The sequence below is a fragment of the Flavobacterium cucumis genome (genome assembly GCF_900148835.1).
In the GTDB taxonomy this organism is placed as follows: Bacteria; Bacteroidota; Bacteroidia; order Flavobacteriales; family Flavobacteriaceae; genus Flavobacterium; species Flavobacterium cucumis.
Map to the genome: position 1 here is coordinate 232,719 of NZ_FRYK01000001.1, position 19,738 is coordinate 252,456.

Consider the following 19,738-nt stretch of genomic DNA (forward strand, 5'->3'; position numbering starts at 1 on the left):
AATTAACTATTTAATTCTTCAATTTCTAATTGCACGTTTTCCCAATCTTCTAGTAATTGCTCCAACTCTTTTTTCTTCTTTTCATAAGCGGCAAAAAACGAAGCATCTTCAATATGTTTGTCATAATTTGAAGCTAACGCTTTATCATCTGTTTGAATACCTTTTTCTAATTGCTGAATCTGACTTTCAATTTTACTTAATCTATTTTGCAACGATTTCGCTTTCTTTTGATCTTCGTAAGAAATACTTTTTACCACTTTATGGTTATTTGTAGTAGTCGCCACATCTTTCTTCTCAATTTCACGCATATTCATGGCATTTTTCTGTTCCAAGAAGAAATTGATGTCTCCCAAATATTCTCTGATTTTCTGATCTTTAAATTCGTAAACAATATTTGACATTCCCTGCAAGAAATCACGATCGTGAGACACTAACAACAATGTTCCTTCAAATTGCTTTAAAGCGGCTTTTAAAACGTTTTTAGACTTAATATCTAAGTGATTTGTTGGCTCATCCATCACTAAGACGTTAATTGGTTGTAAAAGCAATTTACAAAGTGCCAAACGATTTCGTTCACCACCCGAAAGTACTTTTACTTTTTTCTCTACATCGTCGCCACGGAATAAAAAAGAACCTAACATATCGCGAACTTTTGAACGATTTGTATCGGTTGCAGCTTCTAGCATCGTATCTAGTAATGTTTTTTCACCATCTAAGTATTCCGCTTGGTTTTGAGCGAAATAACCTAATTGTACATTGTGCCCTAGTTTGATTGTTCCTTCGTATTCGAATTCGTTCACAATCGCTTTCATGAAAGTTGATTTCCCTTGACCATTTTGTCCAACGAAAGCCACTTTACTCCCACGCTCCACTAAAAGTGAAATATCTTTTAAAATTACTTTATCACCATAAGCTTTAGTAACGTGTTCTGCTTCTACCACAACTCTACCAGGTGTTTGCGAAACGGGAAACGAAATATTCATTACCGAATTATCATCTTCATCAACTTCAATTCGCTCTACTTTATCCAATTTTTTAATTAACGATTGTGCCATTGATGCTTTAGAAGCCTTAGCTCTAAATTTTTCGATTAACTTTTCAGTTTCCTCAATTTTTTTAGCTTGATTTTTTTGGGTTGCCAATTGCTTTTCACGAATTTCTTGACGCAAGACTAAATATTCAGAATACGGTTTACTAAAATCGTATGCTTTACCTAATGAAATTTCAATCGTACGATTCGTTACATTATCCAAAAACATTTTATCATGTGAAACAATTACAACTACGCCTGGGAAATTTCGTAAAAAACCTTCCAACCAAATAATACTCTCAATATCCAAGTGATTCGTTGGCTCATCCAAAAGTAAAATATCATTAGATTGTAATAATAATTTTGCTAATTCAATACGCATTCTCCAACCACCAGAAAAAGTATCCGTTTGATTGTCGAAATCTTCTCTTTTGAATCCTAAGCCTAACAGAATTTTCTCGGTATCTCCAACATAATTATATCCTCCAAGAACTTCATAATGATGGGTAACATCACTTAATTCTTCTATTAAATCAGAATATTCTTGACTTTCATAATCGGTACGAGTCACTAATTGGTGATTGATTTCGTCAATTCTGAATTCGGCTCTTTTGATTTCTTCGAAAGCCATGTAAGCTTCCTCTAAAACCGTTCTTCCTTTTACAAAATCAATATCCTGACGAAGAAATCCGATTTTCACTTCTTTTTCTGTAGCAATAGTTCCATTGTCAGGTTTAAAATCACCAGCTAACATTTTCAACATGGTAGATTTCCCTGCGCCGTTTTTCCCAACAAGTCCTACCCTGTCTCCTGAACCTAATCTAAAAGTTACTTCTTCAAAAAGATACGTTCCACCAAATGAAACCGATAAATTATGTATGTTTAGCATTTAAAAAGTTTATGAGTTTAACTGTTGATGAGTTTAAAAGTTTTATTACAAGAAACTCTATTTAACAACAAACAAATTGATTACTGTTACAATTGTTACACATTGAATAGCTAGTTATTGTACCTTTGTGTAAAATATTTTGCAAATGTTAAAAAAAGGATCCAAATTAAATAGTATTTTAACAGGAAGTTGTCCCTCTTGCCATGAAGAAAGCATGTATTTAGACAAAAATCCCTATAATCTTATGAATGTTTACAAAATGCATGAAAATTGCAGTCATTGTGGTACCAAATATAAAATGGAACCATCGTTTTTTTACGGAGCCATGTATGTAAGTTACGCCTTAGGAATTGCTTTTGGTGTAGCTGCATTTATTATTACCTACTTCTTTATTGGAGAAAAGAGTTTAATCACAAACTTTATTGTTATAATTATTACGCTAGTTGTTTTTATGCCAGTAATCATGAGACTTTCCAGAAATATTTGGATAAATATGTTTATCAATTTTGACAAAGATTGGAAAGAACACATTAAAGATAAAAAGAAAACAACATTACGATAATCGAAAAACCGGAATTAAAGCGAATATGCCCCAAACTGCATTTTACTTTTGAGTGCAGTCTAAAGTTAGTTTCGGTTTTTTTTATAACACCGTAATATATCTATTTCGCTTTCTAAAGGAATATTATCTTCTATATGTTGGAAAAGTTGATTTGCTAAATAAGGCCCAAGCATAACACCACGAGTTCCCAAACCGTTTAATACATGCAATTGAGAATAATTTGGATGTGTTCCTACCAAAGGCCTTCTATCCTTGACTGTTGGACGAACTCCTGCAAAATGTTCAATAATTTCAAAATCGCAGGAAATAATTTCTTTTAATTTTTCGACCAATTCTTGTTTACCTTCTTCTGTTGGTATACTCGTCTTATCTTTCCAATCATAAGTAGCTCCTACTTTGTATAAATGATCTCCAATAGGAAGAATAAAGACACTTGACTTAATAACTACATCCAAATTCAAATTAAGGGCTTTAATAATAAGAAGTTCGCCTTTTGTCCCATCTAAAGGTAAATCATTAAAATAAGGATTAGCATGTAATCCAAAACCTTCAGCAAAAATGATGTGTTTTGCTTCTATTCCGTTATAAGAAATTTTGTTATCAAGAAATTGAATGGCGTCGTAATTGAATGTATCATTTGAAAAAAAACCTAAGCTTTCAAGCATCTTTGAATAGGAAGAAATCAAAGTATTAATATCTAAGTAACCTGTTTCATTAACCAAACCATAATGAAATGGTGAATCAATATTATGATATTTTTTGTTTACTAAGTTAGGACTAAGAAATGGCGCTAAACTTGGTTTATCAGCAGCTTGAAACCAATTGTTTTGTTCTTCAATGGAAGCTAATTTTCTGAGAATAGGAATCTTATAATCAAAAACAACATCTAGTTTTTCTTGAATTTGGTGGTAAAGCGGAAACGCAAATTTTAATTGTTCTTTTGCTTTCCAAACTTCACTGAAACGTTTTAATACTACTGGATTGTACAATCCACCAGCAATACGAGATGAAGGTTGCGAATTGTTATCAAAAACTAATATTTTTTTATTTGCTTTTAAGGCAATTTCAGCAAATGAAATACCTGCAAGACCATTACCAACTATAATAAAATCTATCATGATGTAAAATTAAAAAACTCTTACCACATGGTAAGAGTTTTTTAAATGAAATTGGAGAAATACTATTAATAATTCCACATATCTTGTTCAAAGTCACGAATTTTTTCTTTAACGCGCTCTGATTCTAATAATTGCATTTGAGCATTTTCTTTCATGTAATCTTTAATCAATCGATCGCCATATACATTTTCTTCAAGATAAATGACACCACTAAAACGACGTGCGTTCAAAAGGTGATCAAAAGTAAAAGACATTGCTGAATTTTCATTATTAAATGCCTTAGCTGCATGAAGAACATCACGAGAAGCAGGAAAATAAACCCAAAATAATTCAATATAATCTTGCTCTTTCTCTCCCATAGTGTAAACATCAGGAATACTTGGACAAATACCTAATAAACGATATTTTAACTCTCCCTGGCGCTTGTCAAAATACCAATATCCAACGATTTTATAGGCATCAACATCAATTGCTTTTAGTTCTTGTTTAACAATAAACTCGGCAGGAATTGCTTCACCAGCATTATAATATTCTCTACCAGCATCCGTTGTGTCAATTCTAACTAAAGAAGCTTCAATATCCGTTAAGGATTTCTTTGTAGTAAAATAACTTGAGTCATACACTTCGGTGATTTTACCTTCTTTAATTGCATCAATTAAAACGTTATATAACGGTTTTCTATCAGAAGAAGCCATGACATCTCCATCTACTGGAAAATATAATGGAAAGTTAACTCTCTCATCTAAATCAATAATTTCCCAGATGCGTTTACCCATTAAAATATCTCTATCATGGACATAACCATAAGGTAGCGGTTTATCATTGTCCGCACTTAATTCCGCTTCTGTCTTTTTACCGATTTGATCCGGTGTTTTAGCATTCAAAAGATTAGACTGAGCAAAGGTAAAAGAAGTGCTTAAACCTAATACTAAAATTGCAATACTATTTCTCCAATTCATCTTAATTCATTTTTATTTAAGTTCTATATAAACTCAAAATATTATTTTTTATTGTATTTCGAAAGTACATGGAGCTGTTTTTGGCAACATATAATTACCAGCACCAACTAATTTTGTTTGAATGTTATTGATGATTACAACATCTCCTCTTGAAGCTTTAGCGATAGCCGCTCTAGCTCTAGAATCCATTTTGTTACCAGATACAACAACTGTAGGTTGACCTGGAACTTTAATGGTAAAACCTGTAACATTTAAACCAACTTCAAAATCGAAGTCTTCTAACTTAGCACCAACACTTGAAATCTCTAAACTACTCTTAGGTCCTTTAGCTGCATATTCACCTCTAATAGTTCCAGATGGTCCAGGAATTCCTTTAATACGGAATACTTTTTTATCAGAGACCATCTTACCATCAGGTAATTTAGCACTAACATTAATTACTACTTCTCTTCCTGCGCCTGGGCTCATATTATATTTACCCATAGCACCAGCTTTTGAAAGACCAGCACCAGAAGCGGTAACATCTTTATCAGAAACACCAGCAAATGAAATAGTCATAGGGTTAACAACACCTCTGTAAACCACATTCATTTTATCAGCTGATATAGTAGCTGAATTTGGACGAGGCACAACTACATATTTCCCTTCAAATTTTAATGGAATTTCTTTACCATCTTCTAAAAATCCGAACTCTCCAGAAATATTTTGTTCTCCAATACCTCCAGCAGTCATCGAAATAACAGCTTGACCATTTTCAATCTTACCAGGTCCCTTGAAAGATGTTGGTTGCGTATTAGCATCATAACGACCTAAAACCACTTTACCAGTAACTTGTTCCCCTTGAAAATATGCGTTTTTATCAAGAACTACAATTGCTTGAAAATTCTTCATAGAAGCTGCAGATTTCAATGCATTTCCTAAAAATAGATTATAAGCTCCTGCTTCTGTATTCTTAACATCATTTTGCATAGCTGTTAAAAAAGTCAAAGTTGATACAGCCGGAAAACCTTTTGTTTTATAATCTAAATACTTGATTTTTACTCCTTCTCTGTTTGCTATATCAGCAGTAGAAAATTTCTTTTCCAACTCTTTAATAAAAGGAATAAATTTCACATCATTACCCACAACAGATTTAATATCTGCAACATATTTATCAATTCTTGTAACAATTTCTTTTCCTCTTGCGCTATATCCATCACCTTGAAACCACTTTTCATCAATAGTTGATTTGTCCATTGATTCAAAAGGAAGTTTACCCGTTTTAGAATCTACCTCAAATCCTTCAGTTACTTCTTTTTTTAATGTTTCTATAAATGCAACGAATTCTTTTGAAATTTTTGAAACATCTTGAGCCATCTTAGCAGAAGCACCGTATTTAGCTGGCTCATCTGAAGCTTTAGTATTTAAAGCAGTCAATAAGCCTTCGTTAGATTCTTCTGTTAATTTATTAGACTCGTCAAATTTATCATTAAAATTACCAAAAGCTGTTAATACTTCTTTTGACATATTTAATGCTAACATTGCGATGAAAACCAAATACATTAGGTTAATCATCTTCTGTCTAGGGGTTAATTTTCCTCCTGCCATTTTCCTTGAAATTAGTTTTAATTAATAAATTTACTGATAAAACTAATTATCCTCTGTTACTCATTGCAGTCAACATACCACCATAAACTGCATTTAAAGATGCAATATTTGATGTCATTGATTGCATTTGCTCTTTTAATTTAGCTGCATTTTCAGCGATTTCTTTATTTGCTTGTGCATTTCTGTCAGCACTGTCTAATTGCAGCTTGTATAAATTATTTAAAGCTTCCATTTGAGCTGCAGCTGTGTTCATTTCGTCTGCATATTTCTTTTGAGAAGCAATCGCATCAACAGTTGGAGATATGCTTTTAGCAGCACCTTCAAAGTTTTTAATACTATTTCCTAAGCTTGCCATTAATTCTCCATCAATTTTAGCTTCTTTAAGCATGCTGTCTAATTTCTGAGATAGTAAACCTTGTGCTTCTGTAGGATTTTCAGCTTTTGCTTTTTTAGCTGATGCTTCACCACCTGCTAATTCAGGATAAACTAAAGACCAATCCAAATCTTTTTCAACTGGTTCAAAAGCAGACAATGCAAAAATAGCTGCTTCTGTTAATAATCCAACAATCAACATGATATCAGCACCAGGCCAGTGTTGTAATTTAAATAATGCTCCAACGATTACAACAGCTGCTCCCATACCATAAAGAAAGCCCATCATTTTTTTGCTTAATAATGCCATAATAAATAAATTTTAGTTAGTTAAGTTTTAATATATAAAATTGGTTAAATACTATTTAGGGATTGTACCGGTTGAAGCTGTTCCCATATAATCTTGAACAGTTCTAAAACCGATGTAACTTCTTGCTGAATCAGCGTATTCGAAATCACGAGTTGATACTTGCAACATGTAAGCCACGTCTTTCCAAGACCCTCCTCTTACTACTTTTCTTTGGTTGCTTCTATCCGAAACATGAGGGTTCATTGTAGATGAAAACTCATAGGCTTCAGCAAAATACGACGATTCTGTCCATTCTGAAACATTTCCAGCCATATTATAAAGATTATAATCATTTGGCTCATACGATTTAGCTTCTACGGTATACAAAGCACCATCAGCCGCATAATCTCCTCTGTTAGGCTTAAAGTTAGCCATGAAACAAGCTCTGTCATTTTTAGCATAAGGTCCCCCCCAAGGATAAGTACCTCCAGAAATACCTCCTCTTGCTGCATATTCCCATTCTGCTTCAGTTGGTAAACGGAACGAGTTTATCTGATCTCTACCTTTTTTCTTCTTAATATAAGCGTTTTTATATAAGGTTCTCCAAGCACAAAAAGCTTTTGCTTGATTCCAAGAAACACCAACCACTGGATATTCTCCATAAGCTTGATGCCAAAAATAATCGTTGTGCATTGGTTCATTGTAAGAATAAGCAAAATCTTTTATCCATGCAGTTGTATCAGGATAAATCTCAATTGCAGGAGTATCATCGTAAAAGTTTTTACGTCCTTTTTTCTTAACCGCTTTATTTAAATCAACTTGATTGTATTTGAATTTCAACTTAGACACATCTATTGTTTTCAATCCATTGTAAGATTCAGATTCTGGTAAGTACATCGAATCCATAACCTCTACATAAAACTCATCTGGATATTTAGATGGCTCTTTGATAAGTTTGATTTTCTTGTTTAGCTTTCGCTTTGCATACATGTCATCCTCAGTTCCTACACTGTAGTAATTCTCATACATGTATTTGTCGTAAGGCGTCATTTTCTCTGGATCCACATCGGCGAAAGCAAAATCACCAATACTTCCTCCTTTTTCACCTGCACCTGCCTTCTGACCTTGTTCATCAGCCAAAATTGCAAGTCTAGTTCTAATAGTTGAGTCTTTTACCCACTCAACAAATTGACGATACTCGCTGTTAGTAATCTCTGTTTCATCCATATAAAACGAACGAACAGTTACCGTCTTAGTAGGTGCGTCTTGAACGTTAGCTAAATCATCATCTGACTTACCCATAATAAAAGCGCCACCAGGTACTAATGTCATTCCGTAAGGTTTTTCGGGATGCCATTTTCTTCCCTTAACTCCTACTAATTCTCCTTTATCGCCTTTACCACAACTGATAAACAATGACAAAATTGCTGAAAATGCAACAAACTTCTTCATATAAACTTGGGTTAAATGTAATTTCTTTTTTAGGGCGTAAACCTATTCAATAATTTTGTAAAAAACAATTTTTTTTTTATAAACGTGAAAAAAATATTAAAATTTACTTTTTTAACAATAATTTATAGGTTTATTATCTAGAACTCAAAGATTGTTTCTTCGCTGAGCTTTCCACCATCTTTCTGGAATTTCCTGCTCGCAAGCTGCTAAATAATCTTCATGTGTGCAAGGTAATAACGTATTTCTTTTTAATTTATTATTAACATTTGTTAAAAACGGAATTTCTATCCACCATCTTTCCGTTTTATTGCTTTTATAAAAGATTAGTTCTTCTTCTTCAATTGGCACGATATATTTGATGTAATTCTCTTTCGTTCCAAACGGATATTCGTTTGAACGAAAACAAAATCCCTCAATAAAATACCATAACATTTGAGCCACTAAAACAACCTCATTTCTATTTGGACTGAAATTAAAAATTCCAAATGAAGTTACCTTATCACTTATACCTGCATATCGTGTCAAAGTACATATCTCTTTTCCTGTAAATCCGTTCGGATTGAAAACATCAAAATTCCCCGAATAAGAAGATTGTACCGAACGCATATCAACACTAACTAAATCAGCATCTCTAAAAACAGGTTCGGATACAGCAAGTGCATTTGAAACTTCTCCTAAACGATAGGCTTCAAAATACAATTTTTCAATTAAGTCAATCTCTTCTTGTGGATTAAAATAAGTTTGGTATCCTAGATTACTAAAGTTAAAAAGATTATTCGGCTCTTCTATTATTATTTTTGACAAATAGGAATCTGAATCTAATTTATTTTCTTTTGAAAAATCAAATTGATTATCTATAGAAACTATATTCACCATTTGATCTAAATTGTCGTAAGCACGATACACCGCATAAGTAAGATCTTGACTTCCTCCAATTACAATCGGAACAATTCCTTTCTTAATTAATTCAGCTACTAATCCTTTTACCACAAAATAAGTATCTTCTACACTTGCACCCGCCTCAACGTTCCCAAGATCTACAATTGCAGTATTCCAGTTTCCAGGGAAAAGACTATAAAATTGTTTTCTGAAATTTTCAAACAAAAAATCTTCGTTTTGTTGCCCACTCCCCCTGTATTCATTAACTGTAAAAATCGCAATCGCAACATTATCCAAAACTGGAAAATCGGTTTGCGTATGAAATACCACTTTTCTTCCTAAGGTTTGATTGGACAATTTGGAAATAAAAGTTTCAAGGGAAGACGGAATAGGCTGTAAAAAATCAAAAATCATTGATTATTTCTTTTTAGTGGTTGTTTTTTTAACTGATGCTTTTTTTGTCCCTGTTTTTTTTGCTGGCGCTTTTTTCTCAATCATTTCTTGAACTTGCTCCAAAGTCAATTTACTCGCATCAACATCCTTACTTAATTCAATTTTAATTTTACCTTTTAAAATAACCGAACGACCCCAGCGTGCCTTCTCTACCTTAATTCCCTCTGCCTCCCAATTATGGATTACCTTATCAATCTCCTTTTGTTGTTTTTCTTCGATTAATGCATTCAAATCGGCTTGTGATAAATTATCAAAATCATATTTCTTACTCACATTGATAAACATCCCATTCCATTTAATGAAAGGACCAAAACGTCCCACTCCTTTTTGAACAGGCATTCCATCATAAGTTCCAATAGGAGCGTCTGCTTGCATTTTCTCATCAATCAACTCTTGAGCGGTTTCAATTGTAACATCCATCGGATCTACTCCTTTAGGTAATGAAATAAATTGTGAACCAAAACGAACATAAGGACCAAAACGACCATTATTTACTTCAATTTCTTCTCCTTTATAAGTACCTAGTTGTTTTGGCAGTAAGAACAAATTCAGCACCTCTTCCAATGTGATATTTCCAATATTTTGGTCTTGACGTAAACTAGCAAATTGTTTGTTTTCGTCATCTATATCCCCTATTTGAGCCATTGCTCCATATTTCCCTAAACGAACAGAAACTTGTTTTCCAGAAACAGGATGAACACCTAAAATTCTTTCACCACTCTCTCTTTCAGCATTTTTTTCTACATCAACTACATTTGGATGAAAGTGTTTGTAAAAATCGTTCATCATTTTAGCCCAATCGACTTTTCCTTCTGCAATTTCATCGAAATCTTGTTCCACTTTTGCTGTGAAATTATAATCTAAAATCGTGTTGAAGTTTTTAACCAAGAAATCATTCACGATAATTCCAATATCGGTTGGAACTAACTTTCCTTTATCTGAACCAACATTTTCAGTTAAAACTTGAGATTTTACTTCTCCTCCTTTTAACATCAACTGGTTGTATTTTCTTTCTTGTCCTTCAAAACTTCCTTTTTCAACATACGTTCTAGCAATGATTGTGGAAATAGTTGGCGCATATGTTGACGGACGACCAATCCCTAGTTCTTCCAATTTCTTTACTAGAGAAGCTTCCGTGTAACGACTTGGCGGACGCGAAAAACGCTCCGTAGCCGTGATATACTTATTCGTAAGTTTTTCGTTTACTTTTAAAGCAGGCAACATACCTTCTTGTTCCTCCTCATCATCATCATGTCCTTCCAAATACACTTTCAAGAAGCCTTCAAACTTGATAACTTCTCCAGTTGCAGTAAATGTTTCAGAATGATTACTTGCTTCAATTTTCACATTAGTTCTTTCCAATTCAGCATCACTCATTTGGGATGCAATTGTTCTTTTCCAAATTAAATCATACAAACGCGCTTGATCTCTATCGATATCCACTGTATGTCTTGACATATCTGTTGGACGAATTGCCTCATGCGCTTCTTGCGCTCCTTTTGATTTGGTATTGAAGTTTCTTGGTTTCGAAAATTCCTTTCCGTAATAACTTGTAATTTCAGCCTGAGTTGCAGCCATTGCTTCTTGCGATAAATTTACACTATCCGTTCTCATATAAGTAATAAGTCCGGCTTCATACAATCGTTGTGCAATTTGCATGGTAATTCCAACAGGTAAATACAATTTTCTCGCTGCTTCTTGTTGCAACGTTGAAGTGGTAAAAGGTGCTGCTGGTGATTTTTTTGTGGGTTTGGTTTCTAAATCTCCTACTTTGTAAGAGGAACCTATATTCCTAGCTAAGAAATCCTCTGCTTCTTTTTTTGTTGCGAAGTTCTTAGGCAATTTTGCTTTGAAAGTTTTTCCGGCTTCGTTTGTGAATTCTGCTGTTATGCTGTAAGACGCCTCTGGTTTGAAATCTTGAATTTCTCTTTCGCGTTCTACAATCAAACGAACAGAAACCGATTGCACACGACCAGCTGATAATCCTCCTTTTACTTTTTTCCAAAGCACAGGCGACAATTCATACCCTACTAATCTATCTAAAACTCGACGCGCTTGCTGTGCGTTTACTAAGTTATAGTCAATTCCTCTCGGATTCTCGATTGCTTTTTGAATCGCCGTTTTGGTAATTTCGTGAAAAACAATACGCTTTGTTTTCTCTGGCTTTAATTTTAATTCTTCTGATAAGTGCCAAGAAATTGCTTCTCCTTCCCGGTCCTCATCGGAAGCCAACCAAACCATTTCGGCATTTTTAGCTAATCCTTTTAATTTAGTCACCAAAGCTTTTTTATCAGCCGAAACTTCATATTTCGGTTTAAAACCATTTTCTACATCTACTCCTATTTCTCTCGAAGGCAAGTCGGCAATATGTCCATAACTCGACTCTACTTGATACTCACTTCCTAGAAATTTCTCGATGGTTTTTGCTTTTGCAGGTGACTCAACGATTACTAAATTCTTTGCCATTTCACATTTTTTTGAACCGCAAAAGTATAGGTTTTTTTTAAATTTTAAGATTTTGAGTCATTTTTTACCACTAACTAGTCAAAAAATAAATCAAACTACAACTATATATATAGGTATAAAAACGATAAAAACCATCTACTTTTAAATGAAGAAAAAAATAATTTAAAAAATCCTGTTAAACCTTTTCTGCCATCTTGTCAGATTTTATAATTTAGTATTATCTTTGCAATCCGTTCCGAAGTTTCGGAATTATACAATTTAGTGAAGAATAATTATGGAAAAGGTAATTGATGAAAACAAACAAGGTCAAAGTTTAGTGCTTGACCAAAAAGAAGGAAATACAAAAAAACTTTTTATAGAGAGTTATGGTTGCCAAATGAATTTTTCGGACAGCGAAATTGTGGCGTCTATTCTTTATGAAAACGGATATAATACCACTCAAAATCTGGAAGACGCTGATTTGGTGTTGGTAAACACTTGTTCTATTCGCGATAAAGCGGAGCAGACGATTCGTAAGCGTTTAGAAAAATACAACGCGGTAAAGAAAATCAATCCTTCAATGAAGGTTGGGGTTTTAGGTTGTATGGCGGAACGTTTGAAAAGTCAGTTTTTAGAGGAAGAAAAAATTGTAGATATGGTCGTTGGGCCAGACGCTTACAAAGATTTACCAAATTTATTAGCTGAAGTGGAAGAGGGAAGAGATGCTATCAACGTAATTCTTTCAAAAGAAGAAACGTATGGTGATATTTCACCTGTTCGTTTGAATAGTAATGGAGTTAATGCTTTCGTTTCGATTACAAGAGGTTGCGATAATATGTGTACGTTTTGCGTTGTTCCTTTTACACGCGGTCGTGAGCGTAGTCGTGAACCACAAAGTATTATTGATGAAATCCAAGATTTATACGATAGAGGTTTCAAAGAAGTTACCTTATTAGGACAAAACGTAGACAGTTACCTTTGGTATGGTGGTGGTTTGAAGAAAGATTTTGACAAAGCAACCGAAATGCAAAAAGCAACTTCAGTTGATTTTGCTCAATTATTAGACAAATGCGCTACGTTGTTTCCAAAAATGCGTTTTAGATTCTCGACTTCTAATCCGCAAGATATGCATGTGGAAGTAATTGAAACTATGGCGAAACATCACAACATTTGCAAGTACATTCACTTACCAGTTCAAAGTGGAAGTACTCGAATTTTACAAGAAATGAATCGTCAACACACACGTGAAGAATACATAGCTTTGATTGATAAAATATATGCGATTATCCCAGATATTTCATTATCGCAAGATATGATTGCCGGTTTCCCAACCGAAACGGAAGAAGATCATCAAGATACGTTGAGTTTGATGGAATATGTGAAATATGATTTCGGATTTATGTTTGCGTATTCAGAACGTCCAGGAACTTTAGCTGCTAGAAAAATGGAAGATGACGTTCCAGAAGAAGTGAAGAAAAGACGTTTAAATGAAATCATCGACTTACAACAACGGATTGGCTTAGAAAGAACCCAACGTTTCATTGGTCAAGAGGTGGAGGTATTGATTGAAAAAGAATCAAAACGTTCTGATGCGCATTGGAGCGGAAGAAATTCGCAAAACACTGTAGTCGTGTTCCCAAAAGAAAATTACAAAGTAGGTGAATTCGTAATGGTAAAAATCACAGATTGTACCGCTGCAACTTTAATTGGAGAAGCAGTTGGTTATTCTGAAATAATGAATTAATTTTTTTTGTTTCAAATTTCAAGTTTGGAAGTTTCAAGTTAACTTTCTAAACCTGAAACTTGAAACCTGAAACAAACTATATGGAATCAGTACAAGCTATAAAACAACGATTTGAAATTATTGGGAATGACCCAAAACTCAATCGTGCCGTGGAGAAAGCCATTCAGGTGGCTCCAACGGATATTTCGGTATTGGTAACAGGTGAAAGTGGTGTCGGAAAAGAAAGTATTCCAAAAATCATTCACGCACTTTCGCATAGAAAACATGGAAAATACATTGCAGTTAACTGTGGTGCTATTCCGGAAGGAACTATTGATAGTGAACTTTTTGGTCACGAGAAAGGTTCGTTTACAGGAGCAACCAACACACGTGAAGGTTATTTTGAAGTTGCCGATGGTGGAACTATATTTTTAGATGAAGTTGGAGAATTACCCTTAACCACTCAAGTACGCTTATTACGTGTTTTAGAAAATGGTGAATTTATAAAAGTAGGTTCATCTCAAGTGCAAAAAACGAATGTTAGAATCGTAGCGGCTACTAATGTGAATATGTTTGATGCCATTGAAAAGGGTAAATTCCGTGAGGATTTATTTTATCGATTGAGTACGGTTGACATTATGTTGCCACCACTTCGTGAGCGTAAAGATGACATTCACTTGTTGTTTAGAAAATTTGCTTCGGATTTTGCGCATAAATACAAAATGCCATCTATTAAATTAGATGACAGCGCAGTTGAAATACTTTTAAAATATCGTTGGAGTGGAAACATTCGTCAATTGCGAAATGTAGCCGAACAAATTTCAGTTTTGGAAACGAAACGTGAGATTTCATCGCAAACGCTACTCTCCTATTTACCAATAGAAAATCCGAATTTACCATCGGTTATTGGAACTAAAAAATCGGAAAGTGATTTTAGTAACGAAAGAGAAATTTTGTACAAAGTTCTTTTTGATATGAAAAGCGATTTGAACGATTTGAAAAAGCTTACTATGGAATTAATGCAAAACGGAAGTTCAAAAGTTCAGGAAGCTAATAAAGGATTAATTCAAAAAATTTACGGCAAACCTGAAGAAAATGCTATTTTTGAAGAAGAGCCGAGAGTTGAAATGCTTCCAAATCAAAATAATCTTATTCAAGAAGCGTTTGAAGACGATGATGATCAAAATTATTTATTTGCAGAAACGGTTGATGAAGAAGAAACCTTAAGTTTAGAAGCGAAAGAAATTGAATTAATCAAAAAGTCGTTAGAACGAAATAAAGGAAAACGTAAAGCAGCAGCAGACGAATTAGGTATTTCCGAACGAACACTGTATAGAAAAATAAAACAATACGATCTATGATGAGATATTTCATAATTACATTAGCCCTAGTATTTTCCTTCTTATTAAATGGATGTGGTGTTTATAATTTCACAGGAGCTAGTCCTGTAGATGCGAAAACGTTTCAAGTGAATTATTTTCAAAACAATGCCCCTTTGATTGAACCTGGAATCGAAAGAACATTCACTTTAGAATTACAAGATATCATTCAAAATCAAACAAATTTGAACCTTGTTACACAAGGAGGTGATTTATTATATGAAGGGGAAATTGTCGATTATCGAATTAGTCCAATGACAGCTACAGCCGATCAAAGGGCTGCTCAAAACCGATTGACGATATCTGTAATGGTTCGATTTAGCAATAGAAATAAAGAGGACGATAATTTTGAAAAGCGATTCTCTTTCTTTTATGATTTCGATGCCAACCAGCAATTAGTAGGCTCGCAATTAACAACCGCATTAGATGTTATTTTTGAGCGCATTACACAAGATGTCTTTAATGAATCTTTAGCTAAATGGTAATTAATTTGTAAAATTTTGAATAAATCCGATTTAACATATCTTTTAAATAAACCCGAAACTATAAACGAAAAGCAAACTATTGCTTTAGAACACTTAGTTTTACAGTTTCCCTATTTTCAAGCGGTACGTGCTTTACATTTAAAAGGTTTGTACAATCAAGAAAGTTTTAGGTACAACTACGAATTAAAAAAAACAGCAGCTTACACCACAGACCGATCTATTTTATTTGAATTTATTACATCGGATAATTTCACAGCTATCCAACAAGAAAAGATCGATGCAATTCAAAAATCAATTCTAGATATTGAAGTGCATGACCTAAATGAAGTTACTGTAACACTTGAAATTGAAGAAATAAACACTGATATTGAAACTTCAGAAGAAGAAACAATTGGTGAAAGTTCAGAAGAAAAATTGGAAATAGGCAAACCTTTACCTTTTACTCCTGCAGAAAGACATTCGTTTCAGGAATGGCTACAATTAACAAAAATTTCACCTATAGTGCGTGTAAAAGAGGAAATAAAAGCTCAAATTGACACCGAAAAGGAAAAAAAAATAGCTATTATTGATAAATTTATTGAAGCCAATCCTAAAATTGCACCCATAAAAGAAAACATCAAAACTCCTATAAACATTAGTAAAAGCGTTGAAGAACCAACACACCTAATGACGGAAACTTTAGCAAAAGTATATCTGGAACAAAAAAAATACACAAAAGCGATACAAGCATATGAAATATTAATTTTGAAATATCCAGAAAAAAGTAGTTTCTTTGCAAACCGAATAAATGAAATCAAAAATTTACAACAAAATAATAATTAATTATGGGATTCACAGGTTTTTTAATTGCGATAACAATTGTTTGTTTTTTATTAATTTTAGCTATTATGGTTCAAAACCCTAAAGGTGGAGGTTTATCTTCTTCATTTGGTGGTTCTCAACAATTAGGAGGCGTTCAAAAAACAACAGACTTTTTAGATAAAAGCACTTGGACTTTAGGAGGAATTTTAATTGCTTTAATCTTACTATCTAGTTTAAGTTTTAATGGTGCTACCTCTGGCTCTAAAGTATTAGGTGATGACGAGACTGTAATCCCTACAACTACAGTTCCTTCTACTCCAGAAGCTACACAACAAGCTGCTCCTGCTGCTACACCAGCACCAGTTGCAACAGATTCTACAAAATAAGAATTGATAAAACATATAAAATGCCAGCATGTCAGTGCTGGCATTTTTTTTAACGAAAAATTGTCAGAAAATCGCTTTGGCATAATTTCTGAAATAATGCAAGCAACAAATTAATAACATTATTAAAATATAAAAACTATGTCATTAAACATTAAACCAATTTCAGATCGAGTAGTTATTGAGCCGTTAGCAGCTGAAACTACAACCGCTTCAGGAATTATTATTCCAGACACTGCAAAAGAAAAACCTCAAAAAGGAACTGTGGTAGCCGTAGGAAATGGTAAAAAAGATCATACCATGACTGTTAAAGTTGGCGATATAGTTCTTTATGGGAAATACTCTGGAACAGAGTTCAAATACGAGGGTAAAGATTACCTAATCATGCGTGAAGATGAAATTTACGCAATTCTTTAATTAAAAAATTAAACTACAACTTTTAACATTCAAACGTTAAACATTAAACAAAAATTAAAATGGCAAAAGATATAAAATTCGACATTGAAGCACGCGATGGTTTAAAACGTGGTGTTGACGCATTAGCAAATGCAGTAAAAGTAACTTTAGGTCCAAAAGGAAGAAATGTAATTATTTCAAAATCATTTGGTGGACCAACGGTAACTAAAGATGGTGTTTCTGTTGCAAAAGAAATCGAATTGCAAGATCCATTAGAAAATATGGGTGCTCAAATGGTAAAAGAAGTAGCTTCTAAAACCAATGATTTAGCAGGTGACGGAACAACTACCGCAACAGTACTAGCACAAGCTATTGTTAAAGAGGGTTTGAAAAACGTAGCTGCCGGAGCTAATCCAATGGATTTAAAACGCGGAATCGACAAAGCAGTAGAAACTATTGTTGCTGAATTAGGCAAACAAGCGGTTTCAGTTGATGATTCTTCGGATAAAATCAAACAAGTAGCATCTATTTCTGCCAATAATGATGAAACGATTGGTGATTTAATCGCAACTGCTTTCTCAAAAGTGGGAAAAGAAGGTGTTATAACAGTTGAAGAGGCAAAAGGAACTGACACTTATGTAGATGTGGTAGAAGGAATGCAATTCGACAGAGGGTATTTATCTCCTTACTTCGTAACTGATGCGGATAAAATGATTGCTGAATTAAGTAATCCTTACGTTTTATTATACGATAAAAAAATATCAAACTTACAAGAGTTGTTACCGGTTTTAGAACCAGTAGCACAATCGGGAAGACCATTATTAATTATTGCTGAAGATGTTGATGGTCAAGCGTTAGCAACATTAGTGGTAAACAAATTACGTGGTGGATTAAAAATTGCAGCGGTTAAAGCTCCTGGTTTTGGCGATAGAAGAAAAGCAATGTTAGAAGACATCGCAATTTTAACTGGAGGAACTGTAATTGCCGAAGAGAGCGGTTATGCTTTAGAAAACACGTCTTTAGACATGTTAGGAACGGCTGAAACTATTACAATTGACAAAGACAATACGACAATTGTAAACGGTTCTGGAGATGCTGAAAACATCAAAGCTAGAGTAAACCAAATTAAAGCTCAGATAGAAACTACCACTTCTGATTACGATAGAGAAAAACTACAAGAGCGTTTAGCTAAATTAGCTGGAGGTGTTGCAGTTCTATATGTTGGTGCTGCGTCTGAAGTAGAAATGAAAGAGAAAAAAGACCGCGTTGACGATGCTTTACACGCTACTCGTGCAGCTGTTGAAGAAGGAATTGTTGCTGGTGGTGGTGTAGCTTTAGTAAGAGCAAAAGCAGCTTTAAACACGGTGAAAGCTGAAAATGCTGACGAAGCAACAGGAATTCAAATCGTAAATAAAGCGGTTGAAGCACCTTTAAGAACTATCGTTGAAAATGCGGGCGGTGAAGGTTCTGTGGTAATCGCAAAAGTTACTGAGGGAACTGCTGATTTTGGTTTCAATGCGAAAACTGGAGAATATGTTCAAATGTTATCCGCTGGAATCATTGATCCTAAAAAAGTAACTCGTGTTGCGTTAGAAAATGCAGCTTCTGTAGCTGGAATGATTTTAACTACAGAATGTGCTTTAATTGACATCAAAGAAGACAGTCCCGCAATGCCAATGGGCGGAGGTATGCCTGGAATGATGTAATTCAAAGTTGAAAGTACGAAATATAAAAACCCCGATTTTGAAAATTTTTCAAATCGGGGTTTTGTTTTATTTGCTCCAATCGAAATTGGTTACATAAGTTAAACGAACTGTGGGATTACTTTCTTGAAATGTATTGGTATAATTCCAAATATTTTGATGAATATAACTCAATTGAATTTGATGATTTTTATCGAAATTATAACCAACTCCACCTATTAATCGATTTTGATTTAAAAATGTTTTTCCAGCGTTAGAACCTAAATTCATAAAAACCTCATCGCCAAACAAAGCAAACAACTGGGTTGCGTCTTCTTTTTTAATCAAAGGATAATTGAACAATAACATATATCGCATTCGATTTCTATAATCGTATTGATCAATTTCTAAATCGCCATTCGATTGCGCTTTTGCTATTCCAACATATCGAAATTCATCTCGTAATCGGTGAGTAATTTTTAATAGTCCCCTATTATGAACAAACGTTCCTTGAATCCAAAAATGATTTTCGGGAATACTAATTTTATTCATCGCCGGATTTCCGTAGGAATACGTATTATAATGACTAAATCCAACACTTCCCAAAAACCTTTTATTAAATTGGTAATCTACTGATGGACGAATAAAATACTGTTGTTTTTCTGAAAATCCGTTCGCATATCGCATCGTAGCTTCAAATGACAAAGAGAATTTTTCCGTAATCCTATTCTTTCCAAAATAGTGCAACCAAATATCATTGTTACTTTCTTTTACTTGTGCGAAACTAATACTCACAACAAAAAAGCTCGCTATCCCAACTAAGAATAGCAAGCGTATTTTTATAGGTTTCATTA

General features: G+C 33.8%; 17 protein-coding genes. 8 read left to right on the forward strand and 9 right to left on the reverse strand.

Annotation, left to right across the window (positions count from 1 at the left end; genetic code table 11):
* Positions 1-2: 2 nt before the first annotated feature.
* On the reverse strand, positions 3-1,919 hold the full coding sequence (locus BUE95_RS01115) for an ABC-F family ATP-binding cassette domain-containing protein (RefSeq protein WP_073580616.1): 1,917 nt from the start codon (positions 1,917-1,919) through the stop codon (positions 3-5).
* A 145-nt stretch (positions 1,920-2,064) separates the two neighbouring features.
* Between BUE95_RS01115 and BUE95_RS01120 the strand changes: the two genes are divergently transcribed.
* Entirely contained in the window at positions 2,065-2,481 is a 417-nt protein-coding gene (locus BUE95_RS01120) for a DUF983 domain-containing protein (protein ID WP_073580618.1), read from the forward strand.
* A gap of 65 nt (positions 2,482-2,546) precedes the next feature.
* Here BUE95_RS01120 and BUE95_RS01125 read toward each other — a convergent pair whose 3' ends face one another.
* The 7 genes from BUE95_RS01125 to topA all read right to left on the reverse strand — a co-directional run bounded on the left by BUE95_RS01125 (position 2,547) and on the right by topA (position 12,056).
* Positions 2,547-3,599 (reverse strand): NAD(P)/FAD-dependent oxidoreductase, encoded by a 1,053-nt coding sequence (locus BUE95_RS01125; protein ID WP_073580619.1) that lies wholly within the window; start codon positions 3,597-3,599, stop codon positions 2,547-2,549.
* Between the two features lie 65 nt (positions 3,600-3,664).
* Entirely contained in the window at positions 3,665-4,558 is an 894-nt protein-coding gene (porN, locus tag BUE95_RS01130; protein ID WP_073580620.1) for a type IX secretion system ring subunit PorN/GldN, read from the reverse strand.
* Between the two features lie 48 nt (positions 4,559-4,606).
* A complete protein-coding gene (gene porM / locus BUE95_RS01135) occupies positions 4,607-6,145 on the reverse strand; it encodes a type IX secretion system motor protein PorM/GldM (RefSeq protein WP_073580621.1) in 1,539 nt (512 codons plus the stop codon).
* Positions 6,146-6,191: 46 nt separating this feature from the next.
* A complete protein-coding gene (porL, locus tag BUE95_RS01140) occupies positions 6,192-6,827 on the reverse strand; it encodes a type IX secretion system motor protein PorL/GldL (RefSeq protein WP_073580622.1) in 636 nt (211 codons plus the stop codon).
* Between the two features lie 51 nt (positions 6,828-6,878).
* A complete protein-coding gene (gene porK, locus BUE95_RS01145; protein ID WP_073580623.1) occupies positions 6,879-8,258 on the reverse strand; it encodes a T9SS ring complex lipoprotein PorK/GldK in 1,380 nt (459 codons plus the stop codon).
* A 144-nt stretch (positions 8,259-8,402) separates the two neighbouring features.
* The gene (locus BUE95_RS01150; RefSeq protein WP_073580624.1) at positions 8,403-9,551 is read right to left on the reverse strand and encodes a formimidoylglutamase; all 1,149 of its coding nucleotides are present in this window, start codon (positions 9,549-9,551) and stop codon (positions 8,403-8,405) included.
* Positions 9,552-9,554: 3 nt separating this feature from the next.
* Positions 9,555-12,056: a type I DNA topoisomerase gene (gene topA / locus BUE95_RS01155; protein WP_073580625.1), complete on the reverse strand. Its 2,502-nt coding sequence runs from the start codon at positions 12,054-12,056 to the stop codon at positions 9,555-9,557.
* A gap of 274 nt (positions 12,057-12,330) precedes the next feature.
* Between topA and miaB the strand changes: the two genes are divergently transcribed.
* The 7 genes from miaB (at position 12,331) to groL (ending at position 18,908) form a co-directional block, all read left to right on the forward strand.
* Entirely contained in the window at positions 12,331-13,779 is a 1,449-nt protein-coding gene (gene miaB / locus BUE95_RS01160) for a tRNA (N6-isopentenyl adenosine(37)-C2)-methylthiotransferase MiaB (RefSeq protein ID WP_073580626.1), read from the forward strand.
* Between the two features lie 80 nt (positions 13,780-13,859).
* Complete coding sequence (locus BUE95_RS01165) at positions 13,860-15,119, forward strand: sigma-54 interaction domain-containing protein (protein WP_073580627.1); 1,260 nt, start codon at positions 13,860-13,862, stop codon at positions 15,117-15,119.
* Positions 15,119-15,622, forward strand: coding sequence for an LptE family protein (locus BUE95_RS01170; protein WP_073582346.1), 504 nt, complete (start codon positions 15,119-15,121; stop codon positions 15,620-15,622). Before BUE95_RS01165 ends, BUE95_RS01170 begins: the two co-directional genes overlap by 1 nt.
* Positions 15,623-15,637: 15 nt before the next feature.
* On the forward strand, positions 15,638-16,444 hold the full coding sequence (locus BUE95_RS01175) for a tetratricopeptide repeat protein (RefSeq protein WP_073580628.1): 807 nt from the start codon (positions 15,638-15,640) through the stop codon (positions 16,442-16,444).
* Positions 16,445-16,446: 2 nt separating this feature from the next.
* Positions 16,447-16,809, forward strand: a complete 363-nt coding sequence (secG, locus tag BUE95_RS01180) for a preprotein translocase subunit SecG (RefSeq protein ID WP_073580629.1) — start codon at positions 16,447-16,449, stop codon at positions 16,807-16,809.
* 138 nt (positions 16,810-16,947) lie between these two features.
* The gene (locus BUE95_RS01185; protein WP_073580630.1) at positions 16,948-17,223 is read left to right on the forward strand and encodes a co-chaperone GroES; all 276 of its coding nucleotides are present in this window, start codon (positions 16,948-16,950) and stop codon (positions 17,221-17,223) included.
* A 59-nt stretch (positions 17,224-17,282) separates the two neighbouring features.
* Complete coding sequence (gene groL / locus BUE95_RS01190; RefSeq protein ID WP_073580631.1) at positions 17,283-18,908, forward strand: chaperonin GroEL; 1,626 nt, start codon at positions 17,283-17,285, stop codon at positions 18,906-18,908.
* A 66-nt stretch (positions 18,909-18,974) separates the two neighbouring features.
* Here groL and BUE95_RS01195 read toward each other — a convergent pair whose 3' ends face one another.
* Complete coding sequence (locus BUE95_RS01195) at positions 18,975-19,736, reverse strand: DUF2490 domain-containing protein (protein WP_073580632.1); 762 nt, start codon at positions 19,734-19,736, stop codon at positions 18,975-18,977.
* Positions 19,737-19,738: the final 2 nt, after the last annotated feature.

What these genes read in the sequence shown, in the direction of transcription:
- BUE95_RS01115 (WP_073580616.1), bottom strand. Translation starts at nt 1,919, where the DNA reads ATGCTAAACATACATAATTTATCGGTTTCATTTGGTGGAACGTATCTT.
- BUE95_RS01120 (WP_073580618.1), top strand. Translation starts at nt 2,065, where the DNA reads ATGTTAAAAAAAGGATCCAAATTAAATAGTATTTTAACAGGAAGTTGT.
- BUE95_RS01125 (WP_073580619.1), bottom strand. Translation starts at nt 3,599, where the DNA reads ATGATAGATTTTATTATAGTTGGTAATGGTCTTGCAGGTATTTCATTT.
- porN (WP_073580620.1), bottom strand. Translation starts at nt 4,558, where the DNA reads ATGAATTGGAGAAATAGTATTGCAATTTTAGTATTAGGTTTAAGCACT.
- porM (WP_073580621.1), bottom strand. Translation starts at nt 6,145, where the DNA reads ATGGCAGGAGGAAAATTAACCCCTAGACAGAAGATGATTAACCTAATG.
- porL (WP_073580622.1), bottom strand. Translation starts at nt 6,827, where the DNA reads ATGGCATTATTAAGCAAAAAAATGATGGGCTTTCTTTATGGTATGGGA.
- porK (WP_073580623.1), bottom strand. Translation starts at nt 8,258, where the DNA reads ATGAAGAAGTTTGTTGCATTTTCAGCAATTTTGTCATTGTTTATCAGT.
- BUE95_RS01150 (WP_073580624.1), bottom strand. Translation starts at nt 9,551, where the DNA reads ATGATTTTTGATTTTTTACAGCCTATTCCGTCTTCCCTTGAAACTTTT.
- topA (WP_073580625.1), bottom strand. Translation starts at nt 12,056, where the DNA reads ATGGCAAAGAATTTAGTAATCGTTGAGTCACCTGCAAAAGCAAAAACC.
- miaB (WP_073580626.1), top strand. Translation starts at nt 12,331, where the DNA reads ATGGAAAAGGTAATTGATGAAAACAAACAAGGTCAAAGTTTAGTGCTT.
- BUE95_RS01165 (WP_073580627.1), top strand. Translation starts at nt 13,860, where the DNA reads ATGGAATCAGTACAAGCTATAAAACAACGATTTGAAATTATTGGGAAT.
- BUE95_RS01170 (WP_073582346.1), top strand. Translation starts at nt 15,119, where the DNA reads ATGAGATATTTCATAATTACATTAGCCCTAGTATTTTCCTTCTTATTA.
- secG (WP_073580629.1), top strand. Translation starts at nt 16,447, where the DNA reads ATGGGATTCACAGGTTTTTTAATTGCGATAACAATTGTTTGTTTTTTA.
- BUE95_RS01185 (WP_073580630.1), top strand. Translation starts at nt 16,948, where the DNA reads ATGTCATTAAACATTAAACCAATTTCAGATCGAGTAGTTATTGAGCCG.
- groL (WP_073580631.1), top strand. Translation starts at nt 17,283, where the DNA reads ATGGCAAAAGATATAAAATTCGACATTGAAGCACGCGATGGTTTAAAA.
- BUE95_RS01195 (WP_073580632.1), bottom strand. Translation starts at nt 19,736, where the DNA reads ATGAAACCTATAAAAATACGCTTGCTATTCTTAGTTGGGATAGCGAGC.